The sequence below is a fragment of the Pseudoxanthomonas dokdonensis genome (assembly GCF_001431405.1).
In the GTDB taxonomy this organism is placed as follows: domain Bacteria; phylum Pseudomonadota; class Gammaproteobacteria; order Xanthomonadales; family Xanthomonadaceae; genus Pseudoxanthomonas_A; species Pseudoxanthomonas_A dokdonensis.
On the sequence record NZ_LDJL01000016.1, the window covers coordinates 90422 to 104388 of the forward strand.

The 13967-nt window shown below is 65.3% G+C and carries 12 protein-coding genes; 6 read left to right on the plus strand and 6 right to left on the minus strand.

Going from position 1 to position 13967, the window contains the following annotated elements; all coding sequences use genetic code 11:
* Window positions 1-20: 20 nt before the first annotated feature.
* Both ABB29_RS14270 and ABB29_RS14275 read right to left on the minus strand, forming a co-directional pair.
* Window positions 21-1256 carry a porin gene (locus ABB29_RS14270; RefSeq protein ID WP_057660232.1) on the minus strand — a complete coding sequence of 412 codons (1236 nt, stop codon included), beginning with the start codon at window positions 1254-1256 and terminating at the stop codon, window positions 21-23.
* Between the two features lie 25 nt (window positions 1257-1281).
* Window positions 1282-3939, minus strand: a complete 2658-nt coding sequence (locus ABB29_RS14275) for a bifunctional diguanylate cyclase/phosphodiesterase (RefSeq protein ID WP_057660234.1) — start codon at window positions 3937-3939, stop codon at window positions 1282-1284.
* A 575-nt stretch (window positions 3940-4514) separates the two neighbouring features.
* On the opposite strand from ABB29_RS14275, the gene ABB29_RS14280 reads away from it, so the two are divergent.
* Window positions 4515-5657 carry a COG3904 family protein gene (locus ABB29_RS14280; protein WP_057660235.1) on the plus strand — a complete coding sequence of 381 codons (1143 nt, stop codon included), beginning with the start codon at window positions 4515-4517 and terminating at the stop codon, window positions 5655-5657.
* 24 nt (window positions 5658-5681) lie between these two features.
* Here ABB29_RS14280 and ABB29_RS14285 read toward each other — a convergent pair whose 3' ends face one another.
* The 3 genes from ABB29_RS14285 to ABB29_RS14295 all read right to left on the minus strand — a co-directional run bounded on the left by ABB29_RS14285 (window position 5682) and on the right by ABB29_RS14295 (window position 7389).
* The gene (locus ABB29_RS14285; protein ID WP_057660237.1) at window positions 5682-6335 is read right to left on the minus strand and encodes a hypothetical protein; all 654 of its coding nucleotides are present in this window, start codon (window positions 6333-6335) and stop codon (window positions 5682-5684) included.
* A gap of 35 nt (window positions 6336-6370) precedes the next feature.
* On the minus strand, window positions 6371-6886 hold the full coding sequence (locus ABB29_RS14290; protein ID WP_083487949.1) for an RNA polymerase sigma factor: 516 nt from the start codon (window positions 6884-6886) through the stop codon (window positions 6371-6373).
* A gap of 269 nt (window positions 6887-7155) precedes the next feature.
* Entirely contained in the window at window positions 7156-7389 is a 234-nt protein-coding gene (locus tag ABB29_RS14295; RefSeq protein ID WP_057660243.1) for an RNA-binding S4 domain-containing protein, read from the minus strand.
* A 193-nt stretch (window positions 7390-7582) separates the two neighbouring features.
* Between ABB29_RS14295 and ABB29_RS14300 the strand changes: the two genes are divergently transcribed.
* The 4 genes from ABB29_RS14300 (at window position 7583) to ABB29_RS14315 (ending at window position 12835) form a co-directional block, all read left to right on the plus strand.
* Window positions 7583-8608 (plus strand): fatty acid desaturase family protein, encoded by a 1026-nt coding sequence (locus ABB29_RS14300; RefSeq protein WP_157062668.1) that lies wholly within the window; start codon window positions 7583-7585, stop codon window positions 8606-8608.
* Window positions 8609-8735: 127 nt separating this feature from the next.
* On the plus strand, window positions 8736-10829 hold the full coding sequence (locus tag ABB29_RS14305) for a DEAD/DEAH box helicase (protein WP_057660245.1): 2094 nt from the start codon (window positions 8736-8738) through the stop codon (window positions 10827-10829).
* Between the two features lie 119 nt (window positions 10830-10948).
* A complete protein-coding gene (locus ABB29_RS14310; protein WP_057660247.1) occupies window positions 10949-11671 on the plus strand; it encodes a pseudouridine synthase in 723 nt (240 codons plus the stop codon).
* Window positions 11672-11767: 96 nt separating this feature from the next.
* Entirely contained in the window at window positions 11768-12835 is a 1068-nt protein-coding gene (locus ABB29_RS14315) for a sensor domain-containing diguanylate cyclase (protein WP_057660249.1), read from the plus strand.
* Between the two features lie 25 nt (window positions 12836-12860).
* On the opposite strand, the gene ABB29_RS14320 is transcribed toward ABB29_RS14315, so the two are convergent.
* On the minus strand, window positions 12861-13817 hold the full coding sequence (locus ABB29_RS14320) for a DMT family transporter (RefSeq protein ID WP_057660251.1): 957 nt from the start codon (window positions 13815-13817) through the stop codon (window positions 12861-12863).
* On the opposite strand from ABB29_RS14320, the gene ABB29_RS16595 reads away from it, so the two are divergent.
* Window positions 13776-13967, plus strand: a 192-nt coding sequence (locus ABB29_RS16595; protein ID WP_211260754.1) for a hypothetical protein, incomplete at its 3' end; no start/stop codon positions are given. The two genes, ABB29_RS14320 and ABB29_RS16595, sit on opposite strands and share 42 nt — an antisense overlap.

The window sequence follows — 13967 nt, forward strand, 5'->3', positions numbered from 1 at the left end:
CCGGCAGTTGCGGGCACAGCTCAAAACGACACGTCCCACTGCAGCCGTACCCGCACATCGTGGCCACTGCCTGCATCGTCGCGCACTTCCAGCAGCGAGCTGTCCAGGGTCAGCTTGTTGCGATGGTTGTTGAAGTACCAGTTGCCGACCGCGGTCAGTTCGGACTGCTCGCTCTGCTGTGGCACGTTGCCATCGACATGGGCCACCCGCAGTGCCAGTTCCAGTGGTTCCGGAAACGCCGGCCAGCGCTGCGAAGGGAAGTAACCGGCCTGGGCGTATGCGCCGTGCAAACTGTGCGAGCCACCATTGATGCGGTCTTCGACCTGTTTGTGGTGGTATTCCTGCTGCCAGGAAAATCCGCGCCAGCGGAATGCGGTCTCGAACACCCATTGCCGCAATGCGTACTGGTCGACCTGGCCGATGCTGTAGCCGTCCAGCGCGCCAGCCCCGGATGAAGAGAAGCGGGTGTAGCGGCTGCGATTGTCGGCGAACGCCATCGCCACCGATCCGGTTGGCAGTTCGCGGCGTTCCAGATCGCCCTGTTCGAACGCCAGGACCCGGCCATTGGGGTTCCACTGCACCCGGGCCATGCCCAGGCCACGACCGCCATCATTGAAGTGACCACGGCCTTCGCCACCAAAAATACCGGCCCACAGGCTGAAGTCGGCGCGCGTGCCCTTGCCGACCCGGCCGAACACCATCGCCCCCTGTTGCCGGTCCAGGGTGAACGGGCGGGTGACGATGGAGCGTTCGACAAACTGCTGTTCGCCGGACGAGTCGCGTCGTTCGCGGTTGTATTCGGGTTTCCACTGGCCAACCCGCAGACCCAGCCGGTCGCTGGACTGGGCGGTGATGCGGAAATCGAGTTGCCGCGGCCCCTGCATTTCGGTTTCCGAGTACAGGCTCAGCCACGGCAGGCCCAGTTGCACGTCCAGTTTGAAGCGGGCCCGGTGCAGGTCGAACTCGGTTTCGCCGGGTGCGGACAGCGCCGCGCTGCTGCGCGGATCGTCATCGAACGGATGGGTCTCGCGGAACTGCAGCCGCATCTGCGGATGGAATTCCCAGGCGCGCTGCGGCGAATGGATCCACCAGCCTTCGTCATTGTGCTCCAGTTGCCATCCACCGTCGCCATCGCTGGACTGGGCAAGCGCCGGGGCCGCGACGGTGGTCGCGGCGGTGCTGATCAGGGCTGCGGCCAGCCAGTGTCTGGGCCGCAGCCATCGTTCCTTCGAAGTCTGGTCATTGTTGCTGTGCATGCCCGCATTTTGCCCGCTTCGCGGCTCAGCTCCCAGTCCCGTCGACGGCCTGCTGCTGGAACAGCACCGGTTGCGGCTTGTGCAGCTCGAAACCCTGGCCCATGTCCACGCCCAGATCGCGCAGGGTCTGCAGGATGGACGCATTGCTGACCCATTCGGCGACCACCTTCTTGCCCAGTTGATGGCCAATCTGGGTGATGGCGGTGACGATGGTGCGGCTCATCGGCGCGTGATCCAGGTCCTGGATGAAACTGCCGTCGATCTTGATGATGTCCGCCGGCAGGTTCTTCAGGTAGCCGAACGAGGACATGCCGGCGCCGAAATCATCCAGTGCGATGCTGCAGCCGGCGGCGCGCAGGCGCTCGATGAACTGCACCACCTTGAGCAGGCTGCGGACCGCCACCGTTTCGGTGATTTCGAAACACAGCCGGGCCGGTGGCACCTGGTGGCGGCGGATCAGATCCAGGATGAAGTCGGCCAGATCATCGTCTTCGATGCTGGCCCCCGACAGGTTGATGGCGCACAGGCCGGGCAGGGTGCCGCTGGCATGCAGGCGGCTGAAGTTGGCCAGTGCCTGCTGGATCACCCAGCGATCGATGGTCGGCATCAGGCCGTAACGCTCGGCCGCCGGCAGGAAGAAGCCGGGCGAAATGATCCGTCCATCCTCGTCGCGCAGGCGCAGCAGCAATTCGAAATGCGGCTCGCCACCGGCGCCGTCCTGCAGCGGTTGAATCTGCTGGTATTCCAGCAGCAGCCGGTTTTCCTCCATCGCCCAGCGGATCTTGTTGGCCCACTGCATCTCGCTCTGGCGGCGCGAGGTGGCATCGTCCTCGCGGTAAACGTGGACGCGGTTGCGGCCGCTTTCCTTGGCCTGGTAGCAGGCGGTATCGGCCCACGCCAGCAAATGCTTCAGGCTGATGCCACCGCGCTCGACCATGACCACGCCGATGCTGGCGCTGACCGTGTAGGTGCGGCCATCCCAGACGAACATCAGGCCTTCGATGCAGCGGCGCATGCGGTCGGCGACCTGCAACGCTTCTTCCTGGTCCAGGTCGTAGGCGACCAGGCCGAACTCATCGCCACCCAGCCGTGCCAGCACGTCGCCTTCGCGCAGTTGCTGGCGCATCGCGAAGGCCAGTTGGGCCAGCAGCTGATCGCCGGCCATGTGCCCGGAAATATCATTGATCAGCTTGAACTGATCGAGATCGATGTACAGCAGCGCCCACGGCCGCCGGCCGCCCGGACGCACCAGGGCCTGGCTGACGAAGCGTTCGAACTCGCGCCGGTTGTAGAGGTCGGTCAGCGCGTCGTGGGTGGCCTGGTAGCTCAACAGATCATTGAGCTTGCGCTGCTCGGAGATATCCGAAGCCACCATCAACAGGCTTTCGCGATCGACCACGTTGACCCGGGCGATGGCGGCATTGGCCCAGAACGTGGTGCCGGACAACGATGACAGCAACGCCTCGATATTGCCCCAGTAATCGCCACCGGCGCAGAACGCATCGGCCTGCGCACGCAGTTGCGGGTCGCTGAACAGCGCCGGCAGCGGCCGCTCCGCCGCCACCACGTCGCCCAGGCGTTGCCGTGCCGCCTGGTTGGCATAGTGGATGACGCCGCTGCGGGTATCGGCGACCAGTACCAGTGCCGGTAGCAGATCGTTCAGGACCCGGAAGCGCTCCTCGCTCTGCTGGAAGCGCTCGCTCATCTCGGTGCCCAGCACCACCGCCCGCCGCCGGGTCGAGGCCAGCGACCACAGCAGCATCGAGAACAACAGGCTGATCAGCCCGCCGGCGGTCAGGATCAGCGGCAGGTTGTCGCTGGTGCCGGTCGCCATGCGCGGTTGCAGCTCGATGTTCCAGCGCTGGCCGCCGTACGCCATCTGTCGATGCAAGGCCGATTCGCCGGCCGCGAATCGGCCACCGGAGTCGTAGAAATAGCCGCCTGCGGGCTCGGCCGCGTTGGCCAACCGTATCCGGAAGGTCTCGAGCATCGTGCCGTGCAGGGTTTCCTGCAGCAGCGGCTGCAGCCGCAGGGCGATGGCGAGTGCGCCAATATCGCGTGCGCGGCGCTCGGGGACGGTACGCGGATAGGGCCCGCTGGAATACACCGGCAGGCGCACGGTCACCCCCAGCGGATGGCTGCCCTGGCTCAGCTGGCGCACCCGGAACGGCGCCGACAACACCGGCGTGTCGGCATCGCGCGCGGCCAGCAGGGCCTGCATGTTGGGGCGCTGGCGGGCGATGTCGAACTGCAGCAGGCTTTCGTTGTTGCGTTGGGGTGTGACCAGTTCGTAGACATAGCGTGGCCCCGGCATGCGGCGGGCGAAGCCGGTGCTCAAGTGGCTGCCGAGCCGGTTGGAGCGCATCAGGTTGTCGTTGTAGCGCGCGAACTGCGCTTGATCGATCCTGTCGTTGGCCAGGAACACCGTCTGCATGGCACGCAACTGGGCGGCGGTGCGTTCAAAAGGCGACTGCAGCTGTCGCGGCACCCGGTCCGCCAGCGCCTCCCATTGGCCCCGCAGGTGCTCGCGCTGGACCAGCATGTCGCGATACGCCAGCAGCCCGGTCAGGACCAGGCCCAGCAGCAACGCGGTCAGCGCCCAGGCCGGGGGCGAAATCCCCCGCAGACCGAGCAGGGCATCCCCCGGTGATACTGCGGTATCCGGCTCGCTATAAAGTGACATCCTTCCACTCGAAGATAGAGGCGTTCGCTGGGTCTGCATCTGCAAGCATAGGGGCCGGTTGTGGACGTGTCATCAAGCGTGGGCCCAGACGGCACGTTGGCCGACGCCGGGGGCTCATGTCTGGTATCGGCAGCGGTCGGCGAAACTGTGATGGACTCGGCGGCAACCGCAGACAATCCTGAACCCTCACACATTTTCTTCACGCCACACAGGGTGTTCGATATTTGACCGGCAGCGCTTTCATTGAACGATAACAATGACTGCCGCGGCGCGCTGCCATTGCGCGACGGAAGATACAGCATGGCCAGCGGATAGCCCCACAAGTCGCTTCCGGGGATGGGTTTGCTGGCGGTGGCACTGGCCGGCTGCTCCAGTTACCTCAAGCGTGCCGGGTTTGACAGCACCATCGCCGACCTGCGGGCGACCGACCAGCAGCACTTTTGATGCTGCGGCCAGGACGCCGCTCGCCGGCATCGTGGCTTGTGGCCCAGCCGGCGTCCGTTGTTCACTGCGCGGTCGTCCGCGGCCGCGGGCAGCCGTTAGACTGGACCCACTCCCCCGGCTTATTGTTTCCAATGCCTGTACGCATCGTCGTTTGTGTTGCCCTGATTCTGCTGTCGGCCTGCAAACCCGCGCCTCCGGCGCCGGCGCCGGCCGTGGTCGCGGTCGAGACCGCCAACGGCAGCGAGGAGAGCGGCGCCATCAGCGTCGGCAAAGCCGCGACCCGAAAGGAAAAGATCGACCTCAGCAAGACCACCGAGTGGCCCAACGTGCCGCTGACCGCCGGCGTCACCCAGGTCAGCTGCGAGCTGGATTACAGCCAGGGCGACGGCCAGCCGCTGGACAGCCTGGATTTCCTGCAGCTGGCCGACGCGATCAAACCCTGCAAGCAGACCGGGGTGGTGCGGCTGCGCTACACCGGCAAGATCAATGCCGAATTCACCGCGTTGATGGAGCGGGTGTCGAATATCGCCCAGCGCATGGACATCCAGGAACGGGTGCTGGACATCAGTTCCAGCGGCGGCCAGGTCGAAGACGCGATTCGTGCTGGCGACATCATCGGCGCTTCGCAATGGACGCTGTGGGTGCGCGAGGACGCCATCTGCCACAGCTCCTGCGTGCTGATCCTGGCCGCTGGCGACCAGCGGGTGATTGCCGGACGCGTCGGCATCCACCGGATGATGCGGATCAACTCCAAGGCCACCACCCGCGCCGAACTCAGCCAGGAACTGCGCGAGGTCTACGCCCAGCTCAAGGATTACCTGGAACGCAACGGCGCGGCGGTGACCATCGCCGATTTGATGATGACCGTACCCAACCGCAAGCTGCGGCTGCTGGATAATGGCGAACTGATGGAATACGGCCTGCAGGGCGCCAATGCCGCGCAGGACGATCTGGACCGGATTCGCCTGACCCGCGATTGCGGCGAGGATTTCGTCCGCCGCCGTGATGAATTCCTGCTCGCCTTCACCCGCCGTTGCGGCGCGCCCGGATTCGCGGTCGAAGAGATGAATGCCTGCGGTCTGGCGCTGCGTGGCGATTACGGCTTCCCCGACCAGACCTGTCCGCACGAAAGCCCGCTGGCCGAATTCGACCGTCGCCTGTCGGCACGCGGCGAACGCGAAAAAGCCGAATCGCTGGCCGCGCCCGCGGCGGCCGGCTCGGCCGCGCTGGTGCCACAGGAAACACTGGAGCCGACCGGCCCGGAAGATGGCTGAGGCACTGTCGGCCGCTGCCGGCATTCAATCCCGCTCGAAGCGTGCCAGTTCGTCCAGCGCCTGATTGGCGCGAATGATGCTGGCACCTGCCAGTGGTATATCCGGAGTCTGGCCTGGACCCCGTTGCCTGGCCATTTGCGCACGGCGCTGGATGGCCCATGTCAGCAGCAATGCGGGAATTCCGATTGCCACCGCCCAACCGACAACGCCCGGTCGGTGTGCGTAGATGTCCACGCCCACCAGCGCAGCCAGGGCCATAAAAAAGGGGATCCAGAGCAGGCACCAGCTCGCCCCCAGCCACATACCGCCGATCGCGTACATGCGGCTCAATTGCGCCAGCTTCTTCTGCAGCAGCAGCACCGGCAGCGACGGATCGACGCGGCCCAGCGCCATGGTCATGCCGCCCAGTGCAATGGCCAGGATGCCGTAGATGTGCAGGATGATGCCGGCCACCAGCAGGTGTGGCACATCGGCATGGGCGCTCCAGCAAGACACTCCCAGCACCAGCATGCCGATGCCCAGCAGGATTTGCAGGCATTGGCCCCAGAACAGCGGACGCAGACTGGATCGGGCACGGTGCAGCTTTGTCTCTCTCAACAGTTCCAGATTGATGGCGTTCTGCTGTTGCAGCTGTTGTCCCAGCGTTTGCCAGCTAGCTTTGAAGTCGTCGAGTTCCATGCGTTGTTCCCAATGAGTCGAGCGAGGCGAGAAGGTCAGAAATCAGCGCGCAGGCGTTGTTTCAGTCGATGGATACGGGTGGCGACGTTGATTTCGGAGATGCCGAGAATGTCGCCGATTTCCCGGTAGCTGTGACCGTCCAGATACAGCAGCATCAACGCGCGCTCCATCGGTTCCAGCTGCTGTATGCACTGCTGCAGGCGTTGCAGCTGATGTTCGGTCTCGGCGTCGCGGCTGTTGTCGTCACTCAGGTGCTGCAGTTGTTCGTCCATTGGATCGGCCAGTTGCCGGCGCGGAACGTCATGACGCAGATGGGAAATGGCTACGTTCAGCGCAATCCGGTAGGCCCAGGTGGAAAAGCGACGTTGGCGGTCGTAATCGGCGAACGCGCGCCAGAGCTGCAGCAGGATGTCCTGGACCAGATCGGCGCGATCCTGCCGATGGCGGCTGTAACCATGCGCGACTTTGAGCACGATGCCTTGATGCTGGTGAATGAGTTGCGCGAACTCGGCTCTGGCGTCGACCAGGGAGGGACCCATCGGCTCAGTCATGGCGGGCATCGGTATCGGCTTTTGCGGGTTACAGGGATGATTCGCGGCAGTGGATGTTTCCTTGCAGGAACTTTCATCTATTGCCGGCGGCCAGCGGGCGGCAACTGCGCCGCGGGACAATCGCTACACCGGCACAAGCCCTCGGCACCCCGCACCGGCGGACAACGAAGAGCGCTTTGCCGCTTTACCGGGAACTACTGGACTCAACCGTTCAATTGCCGGAGCAGCCGACCACGCATAAACGTTGTGGAGCGCCGGTGACCACGCGGTCAGCGATGATCGGCAGCCACCACCTGGATGTCGGTGTCCTCCAGGGTCACCACCTGGCCGGCGCGGATCTTGCAGGTCTTGCGCAGTTCCTGCTGGCCATCAACGCTGACCGCGCCGCTGGCGACGATCGCCTTGCCGGCGCCACCGCTGTCGCACAGGCCGACCAGTTTCAGCAGTTGGTTGAGTTCGACATGATCGCGGTCGGGTTCGAGTTCGAATTGCACGGTTTGCATGGATAGACCGGGGGATGGGGCAGATGGTGATTATCGCTGTTGCGGGGCGGAACGGGCATGCGCTGGCATGTCCGCTCACCCCGGTGGCTGACAAGGTCGCCGGAACCGGCCGGCGGTCACTGATTGACACCGCCCGTACGCTAGCGAACGTCACATCCGCTCGCCGACAATCGGGCATTGCCGGGAGAATCACTTGAGCGCCGTCCAACCCATCGCTGACGCCAGTCAGCTGCGCAAGTTCTGCGCCCAGTTCGCCAAGCCACGACTGGGGCCGGCCATCTGGCAACTGCTGAACACCTTGCCACCGCTGCTGGCGCTGTGGACGCTGATGGCATGGAGCGTGGTCGCCGGCTGGGGCTACGGCTGGACCTTGCTGATGGCGGTGCCGGCGGCGGGGCTGTATGTACGTCTTTTCATCATCCAGCACGATTGCGGCCACGGCTCGTTTTTTGCCAGCCAGCGCGCCAATGACCTGGTCGGCGGCTGCCTGGGCCTGATTACACTGTTCCCGTACGGCTACTGGAAGAAGACCCACGCCATCCACCATGGCACCTCGGGCAACCTGGACCGGCGCGAGATGGGCGATATCGACACCCTGACCGTGGCCGAATACGAGGCGCGTTCATGGCTGGGACGGTGCTGCTATCGCTTCTACCGCAGCACCCCGGTGCTGCTGGGCATCGGCCCGCTGTACCAGTTCGTAATCAAGCACCGTTTTCCGTTCGACCTGCCCTTCAGCTGGAAAAAGGAATGGGCCAGCGTGATGCGCAACAATCTGACCCTGGCGGTGGCGATCGTGGTGCTGGGGTTTGCGATTGGCTGGCACACCGTGTTCATGGTCCACCTGCCGATCGTGCTGCTGGCCGGTGCGGTGGGGGTGTGGCTGTTCTATGTGCAGCACACCTTCGAAGGTGCCTACTGGTCGCGGCGTGAAGACTGGGATGCCGGCAAGGCGGCGGTTGCCGGCAGTTCGTATTTCGACCTGCCACGGGTGCTGCACTGGTTCACCGGCAATATCGGCTATCACCACATCCATCACCTGGCCAGCCGCATTCCCAACTACCGCCTGCGCGAGGCCTTCGAATCCAGCGAGCTGCTGCGCCAGGCACCGCGGGTGACGCTGTTTTCCAGCTTCCGTTCCGCCGGCCTCAAGCTATGGGACGAAGAAAAGCAGCGGATGGTCGGATTTGGCCGGCGCCGCCGGCCGCCGGCGCCCTGATCCGGCGCAAACAGCGTCCGGGCAAGGCCGTCGTGATGCCCTGTTCATGTTGCAGGGGGACAGCCACCTGTATGTGAGCGCACAATAGCGTGCTTGCGTGCGCACTCCGCGACGCCCGGAGTTCCCCATGTCTGAATCAACCCCTTCCGAATCCCTGGTCTTTGCCGATCTCGGCCTGTCCGCGCCGGTCATGGCCGCGGTCACCGAAGTCGGCTACGAGTCGCCGTCGCCGATCCAGGCCGCCACCATCCCGGCACTGCTGGCCGGCCGTGACCTGCTGGGCACCGCCCAGACCGGTACCGGCAAGACCGCCGCGTTCGCGCTGCCGGTGCTGTCCAACCTGGACCTGTCGGCGAAGAAGCCGCAGGTGCTGGTGCTGGCGCCGACCCGCGAACTGGCGATCCAGGTCGCTGAAGCCTTCCAGCGCTATGCCGCCAAGATCCCCGGTTTCCATGTGCTGCCGGTGTATGGCGGCCAGAGTTACTACCCGCAGCTGCAGGCGCTCAAGCGTGGCGTGCACGTGGTGGTGGGTACCCCGGGACGGATCATCGATCACCTCGAGCGCGGTTCGCTGGATTTGTCCGGCCTGACCACGCTGGTGCTGGACGAAGCCGACGAAATGCTGCGCATGGGTTTTATCGACGATGTCGAGACCGTGCTCAAGAAGACCCCGGAAACCCGCCAGGTGGCGCTGTTCTCGGCGACCATGCCGGCGGCGATCCGGCGCATCGCCCAGACCTATCTGAAAGACCCGGCCGAGGTCACCATCGCGGCCAAGACCACCACCTCGGCCAACATCAGCCAGCGCTACTGGTTCGTCAGCGGCATGCACAAGCTGGATGCGCTGACCCGCATCCTCGAAGCCGAAACCTTCGACGCGATGATCATCTTCGCCCGGACCAAGGCCGCGACCGAGGAGCTGGCTGAAAAGCTGCAGGCGCGTGGATTGGCGGCGGGCGCCATCAATGGCGACATCCAGCAGGCGCAGCGCGAGAAGATCATCCAGCAGCTCAAGGACGGCACCATCGACGTGCTGGTGGCCACCGACGTGGCCGCACGCGGGCTGGACGTGGAGCGCATCAGCCATGTGCTCAACTACGACATCCCCTATGACACCGAAAGCTACGTCCACCGCATCGGCCGCACCGGCCGTGCCGGTCGCAGCGGCGAGGCGATCCTGTTCGTCACCCCGCGTGAGAAGGGCATGCTGCGTGCTATCGAGCGTGCGACCCGCCAGCCGATCCAGGAAATGCAGCTGCCCAGTGTGGAAGCGGTCAACGACAAGCGCGTGGCACGCTTCCTCGGCCGCATCACCGATACCCTGGCCTCGGGCGAAGCCGGCGACTATCGCAGCCTGATCGAGAGCTACGAGCGCGAACACAACGTGCCGGCGGTCGACATCGCCGCGGCCCTGGCGCGACTGGTGCAGGGCAAGACCCCGTTGCTGCTGTCAGCGGATCGTCCGCGTCCGTCAGCGCAGGACCGCGACCGCGGCGCGCGCAACGAGCGTGCTCCGCGCGAGGATCGCTTCCCGCGCCGTGACGGCGCCGGCAGCGAACGTCCGCGCAGCTTTGACCGGCCGCCACGCGAGCAGGGCAGTGAACGCCCGCGCCATGAGCGTCCGCCGTTCGAGCGTGCCGGCGAGCGGCCACGCGCCGAGCCGCCACGTTTCGAACAGCCCCGTTTCGAGCAGCCGCGCTTCGAGCAGCCCCGTTTCGAGCAGGAGCGTGGCGAGCGCCCGCGTTTCGACAAGCCACCGCGCGGCGAACCCGAAGTCGGGATGGAAACCTTCCGTATCGAGGTCGGCCACCAGCATGGGGTCAAGCCGGCCAACATCGTCGGTGCAATCGCCAACGAAGCAGGACTGGAAAGCCGTTACATCGGCCGCATCGACATCCACGACGATCACACCGTGCTGGACCTGCCCGACGGCATGCCGCCTGAAATCATGAGCCACCTGAAAAAGGTCTGGGTTTCGGGGCAGCAGTTGCGCATCCACAAACTGGGTGATGGTCCCGGCGATGCGCCGCCGCGCCGCTTTGGCAAGCCGGCGCCTGCCGGTGGGCCGCGGCCACACGCGGGCAAACCCGGCGGCGGCAGGTTTGCCGGCAAGCCGGGCGCTGGTGGCAGGCCGGGTGGCAAACCGATGGGCGCGCGCGATGGCGGTGGCTTTCCGCCCAAGCCACATCGCAAAGGCCCCGGCAAGCCCGGCAACTTCTGATCCGCCGGCTGCCGCTGCGACCGGCGACGACGACTGTCGTGCCGGTCGATAAACCTGTCGGCCGATAAACGCGCCGTGCAGCCCTGGCCTGCGCGGTGCAGACATCCGATGATGCATCCATGACCACACGCCTCAACAAACACATCGCCGAAACCGGCTACTGCTCGCGCCGTGAAGCCGACCGGCTGATCGCCGCGCGCAAGGTCACCGTCAACGGCCAGCCCGCCGGCACCGGCGCGGTGGTCGGCGAGGGCGACGAAGTGCGCATCGACGGCCAGCCGTTGCGCGCGCGCGCGCTGATCAAGAGCAGCGGACGCCGGCATGTCTATATCGCGCTCAACAAACCGGTGGGCATTACCTGCACTACCGAGAGCGCGGTCAAGGGCAACATCGTCGACTTCGTCGGCCATGAGCAGCGGATATTCCCGATCGGAAGGCTGGACAAGGATTCGGAAGGATTGATCCTGCTGACCAGCAACGGCGATATCGTCAACCAGATCCTGCGCGCGGAAAACCGCCACGAAAAGGAATACATGGTCGCGGTCAATCGTCCTGTCACCGATGAGTTCCTGCGTGGCATGGCACGTGGGGTGCGCGTGCACAACCAGATGACGCTGCCGTGCCGGACCAGCAAGCTGGCCAAGTTCGGCTTCCGCATCACCCTGACCCAGGGTTTGAACCGGCAGATCCGGTTGATGGCGGCGGCGTTTGATTACCGCGTGACCCAGTTGCGCCGCGTGCGCATCGACAACATCAAGCTGGGCGCACTCAAGCCCGGGCAATGGCGCAACCTGACCGAACAGGAACTACGTGGCCTGCTGCCGCAACAGGCGCAATGGTAGCCCGCGCCGGTGCGGGCGGCGGTGTCGCCGCCAGGACGGTGAAGCCCATCACGGCGGATGCATGCCGCAGCGGCTAAGGTGCGCGCTGGAGGCCTCATGATCAAACCGCCAAAACCCGGCAACGAAGCGCAACGCCTGGATGCCCTGCAGCGGCTGGACATCCTCGATACCCAATCCGAAGCCGCCTTCGACGATCTGGCGTTGATCGCCGCGGCCGTCTGCGATACCCCGACCGCACTGGTATCGCTGATCGATGCCGAGCGCCAATGGTTCAAAGCGCGGGTGGGGCTGGATGTCAGCGAAACCTCACGCGACATATCCTTCTGCGGCCACGCCATCCTGCAACCGCAGGCGGTGATGGTGGTACCCGATGCGCTGCTGGACGAACGCTTCCACGACAATCCACTGGTCACTGCCGCGCCGCACATCCGCTTTTACGCTGGCGCACCGTTGAGCGATCACGACGGCTTGGCGATGGGCACCCTGTGCGTGCTCGACACCCAGCCCAGGTCGCTGGACAGCCGCCAGATCGCCGGCATGCAGGCGCTGGCGCGGCGTGCGTCGCAGGCGATGCAGATGCGCCTGGCCTCGCGCGAGCTGAGCCTGCAGATGCGCGAGCGGCAGTGGTACGAGCAACAACTGGAGGCGTACCAGCAGCAACTGGAGGACGCCAACGCCGAACTCACCGAGCAGACCCGTACCGACGTGCTGACCGGCCTGCCCAATCGCCGCGCCTTTACCGCCGCGCTGAGCCAGGCCCTGGAGCGCGCCGTCGGCAACGGCATGTCGCTGGCGGTGGCGCTTCTGGACGTCGATCATTTCAAGATCATCAATGACCTGCATGGCCATGACGAAGGCGACCGCGTGCTGCTGGCGCTGGCGCGGATGTTGAACGCGCAGCTGGCAGGCAATGGACTGGCGGCGCGTTACGGCGGCGAGGAGTTCGTGTTGCTGATCCCCGAAGTCGGCAGCGACGCGGCACGCTTGCAGTGCGAATTCATTCGCCAGAATGTGGCGACGCTGCCACTGGGCCTGCCGATCACGGTCAGCATCGGCCTGGCCTACTATCGTCGTGGTGACAGTGCGGAACAGCTGCTCAAGCGCGCCGACCTGGCGCTGTACCAGGCCAAGGGCCACGGTCGTGATCAGGTGCGCGAAGGCTGAGCGATAGGACGGCGCAGGCGCTGGATCAGTCCAGCAGGTTCCTGGCTTCGGCGGTGCCCAGTACTTCCGGTGGCTGCACCGGTACCCGCGCTTTGCTGCGACCGAGCAGGGGATGCAGGAATACCGCGGTCAGGATGATCGCCACGCCCAGGTAGAACAGCGGCGTCAGTTCGTGCTGTTCGCCCAGCAGCAGGATCGCCAGGATGATGGCGTACACCGGCTCCAGGTTGGTCACCAGCTGCACGCCATAGGCGCTCATATGGCGCAGCGCAACCAGCGACAGCGCGAACGGCAGCAACGTGCACAGCAACGACAGCAGCAGCAGATAGCTGCCGTCACGCAGGCTGGGCCAGACGTACAGGTCGCCGGAAAAACTGTTGAACAGCATCGGCATCAGCGGCGCCAGCAGGCTCAACAACAGGGTGCCGGCGCCGAGCTCCAGCGCGGTCACCGTCAACGGATCGCCATGTTCGACCATGCGCTTGTTGAGCGAACCGAACAAAGCCACCAGCAGTGCCGAGATCGCACCGGAGACGATCCCGGCGCGCATGCCGTCGGGCACGCCGCCGACCACCAGCGCCACCCCTGGCAGCACCGCCAGGCCGAACACCAGTTCGCGGCGGGAGAACGGGCGCCGTGCCAGCCACGGCTCGATCACCGAGGTGAACGCCGGCGCCAGGGCGATGCAGGTCGCGGCCACCGAGGCATTGGCCAGTTTGATCGCGCCGTAGAAGGTCAGCCAGTGCAGCGCGACCAGCGCGCCGATGCCGGCATAGGCCAGCAGCAATCGCGGCGACATCCCGCGCAGGCCGCGCCAGACCCGTGGCAGCAACGCCAGGGTCGCCACCACCAGCAACATGCGCCACCAGACCAGTGGCAGCGCCGGCAGACTGATCAGCTTGCCGAGGATGGGCGTGAACCCCCACAACAGGACGCAGAAATGGATCTGCAGCAGGGCTTTGTTCGAAGGCGATATCGGCATCGGCGAATTGTCGCCGAAGTCGTGCCGTTACGGGAGCTGCCGGACACGGTCATCGCCGGCATGGACGCCGGCGCGGTGGCATGCGATGTTCAGCGCCGGTTTTCCGCTCCGCGCAGACAGGTAACGATGCAGGACACGTCCGACAGCCCC

Excerpts from the sequence above, each read along its gene's own strand:
- ABB29_RS14295 (WP_057660243.1), bottom strand. The coding sequence starts at position 7,389 with ATGCAAACCGTGCAATTCGAACTCGAACCCGACCGCGATCATGTCGAA.
- ABB29_RS14320 (WP_057660251.1), bottom strand. The coding sequence starts at position 13,817 with ATGCCGATATCGCCTTCGAACAAAGCCCTGCTGCAGATCCATTTCTGC.
- ABB29_RS14280 (WP_057660235.1), top strand. The coding sequence starts at position 4,515 with ATGCCTGTACGCATCGTCGTTTGTGTTGCCCTGATTCTGCTGTCGGCC.
- ABB29_RS14270 (WP_057660232.1), bottom strand. The coding sequence starts at position 1,256 with ATGCACAGCAACAATGACCAGACTTCGAAGGAACGATGGCTGCGGCCC.
- ABB29_RS14285 (WP_057660237.1), bottom strand. The coding sequence starts at position 6,335 with ATGGAACTCGACGACTTCAAAGCTAGCTGGCAAACGCTGGGACAACAG.
- ABB29_RS14290 (WP_083487949.1), bottom strand. The coding sequence starts at position 6,886 with ATGACTGAGCCGATGGGTCCCTCCCTGGTCGACGCCAGAGCCGAGTTC.
- ABB29_RS14315 (WP_057660249.1), top strand. The coding sequence starts at position 11,768 with ATGATCAAACCGCCAAAACCCGGCAACGAAGCGCAACGCCTGGATGCC.
- ABB29_RS14310 (WP_057660247.1), top strand. The coding sequence starts at position 10,949 with ATGACCACACGCCTCAACAAACACATCGCCGAAACCGGCTACTGCTCG.
- ABB29_RS14305 (WP_057660245.1), top strand. The coding sequence starts at position 8,736 with ATGTCTGAATCAACCCCTTCCGAATCCCTGGTCTTTGCCGATCTCGGC.
- ABB29_RS14275 (WP_057660234.1), bottom strand. The coding sequence starts at position 3,939 with ATGTCACTTTATAGCGAGCCGGATACCGCAGTATCACCGGGGGATGCC.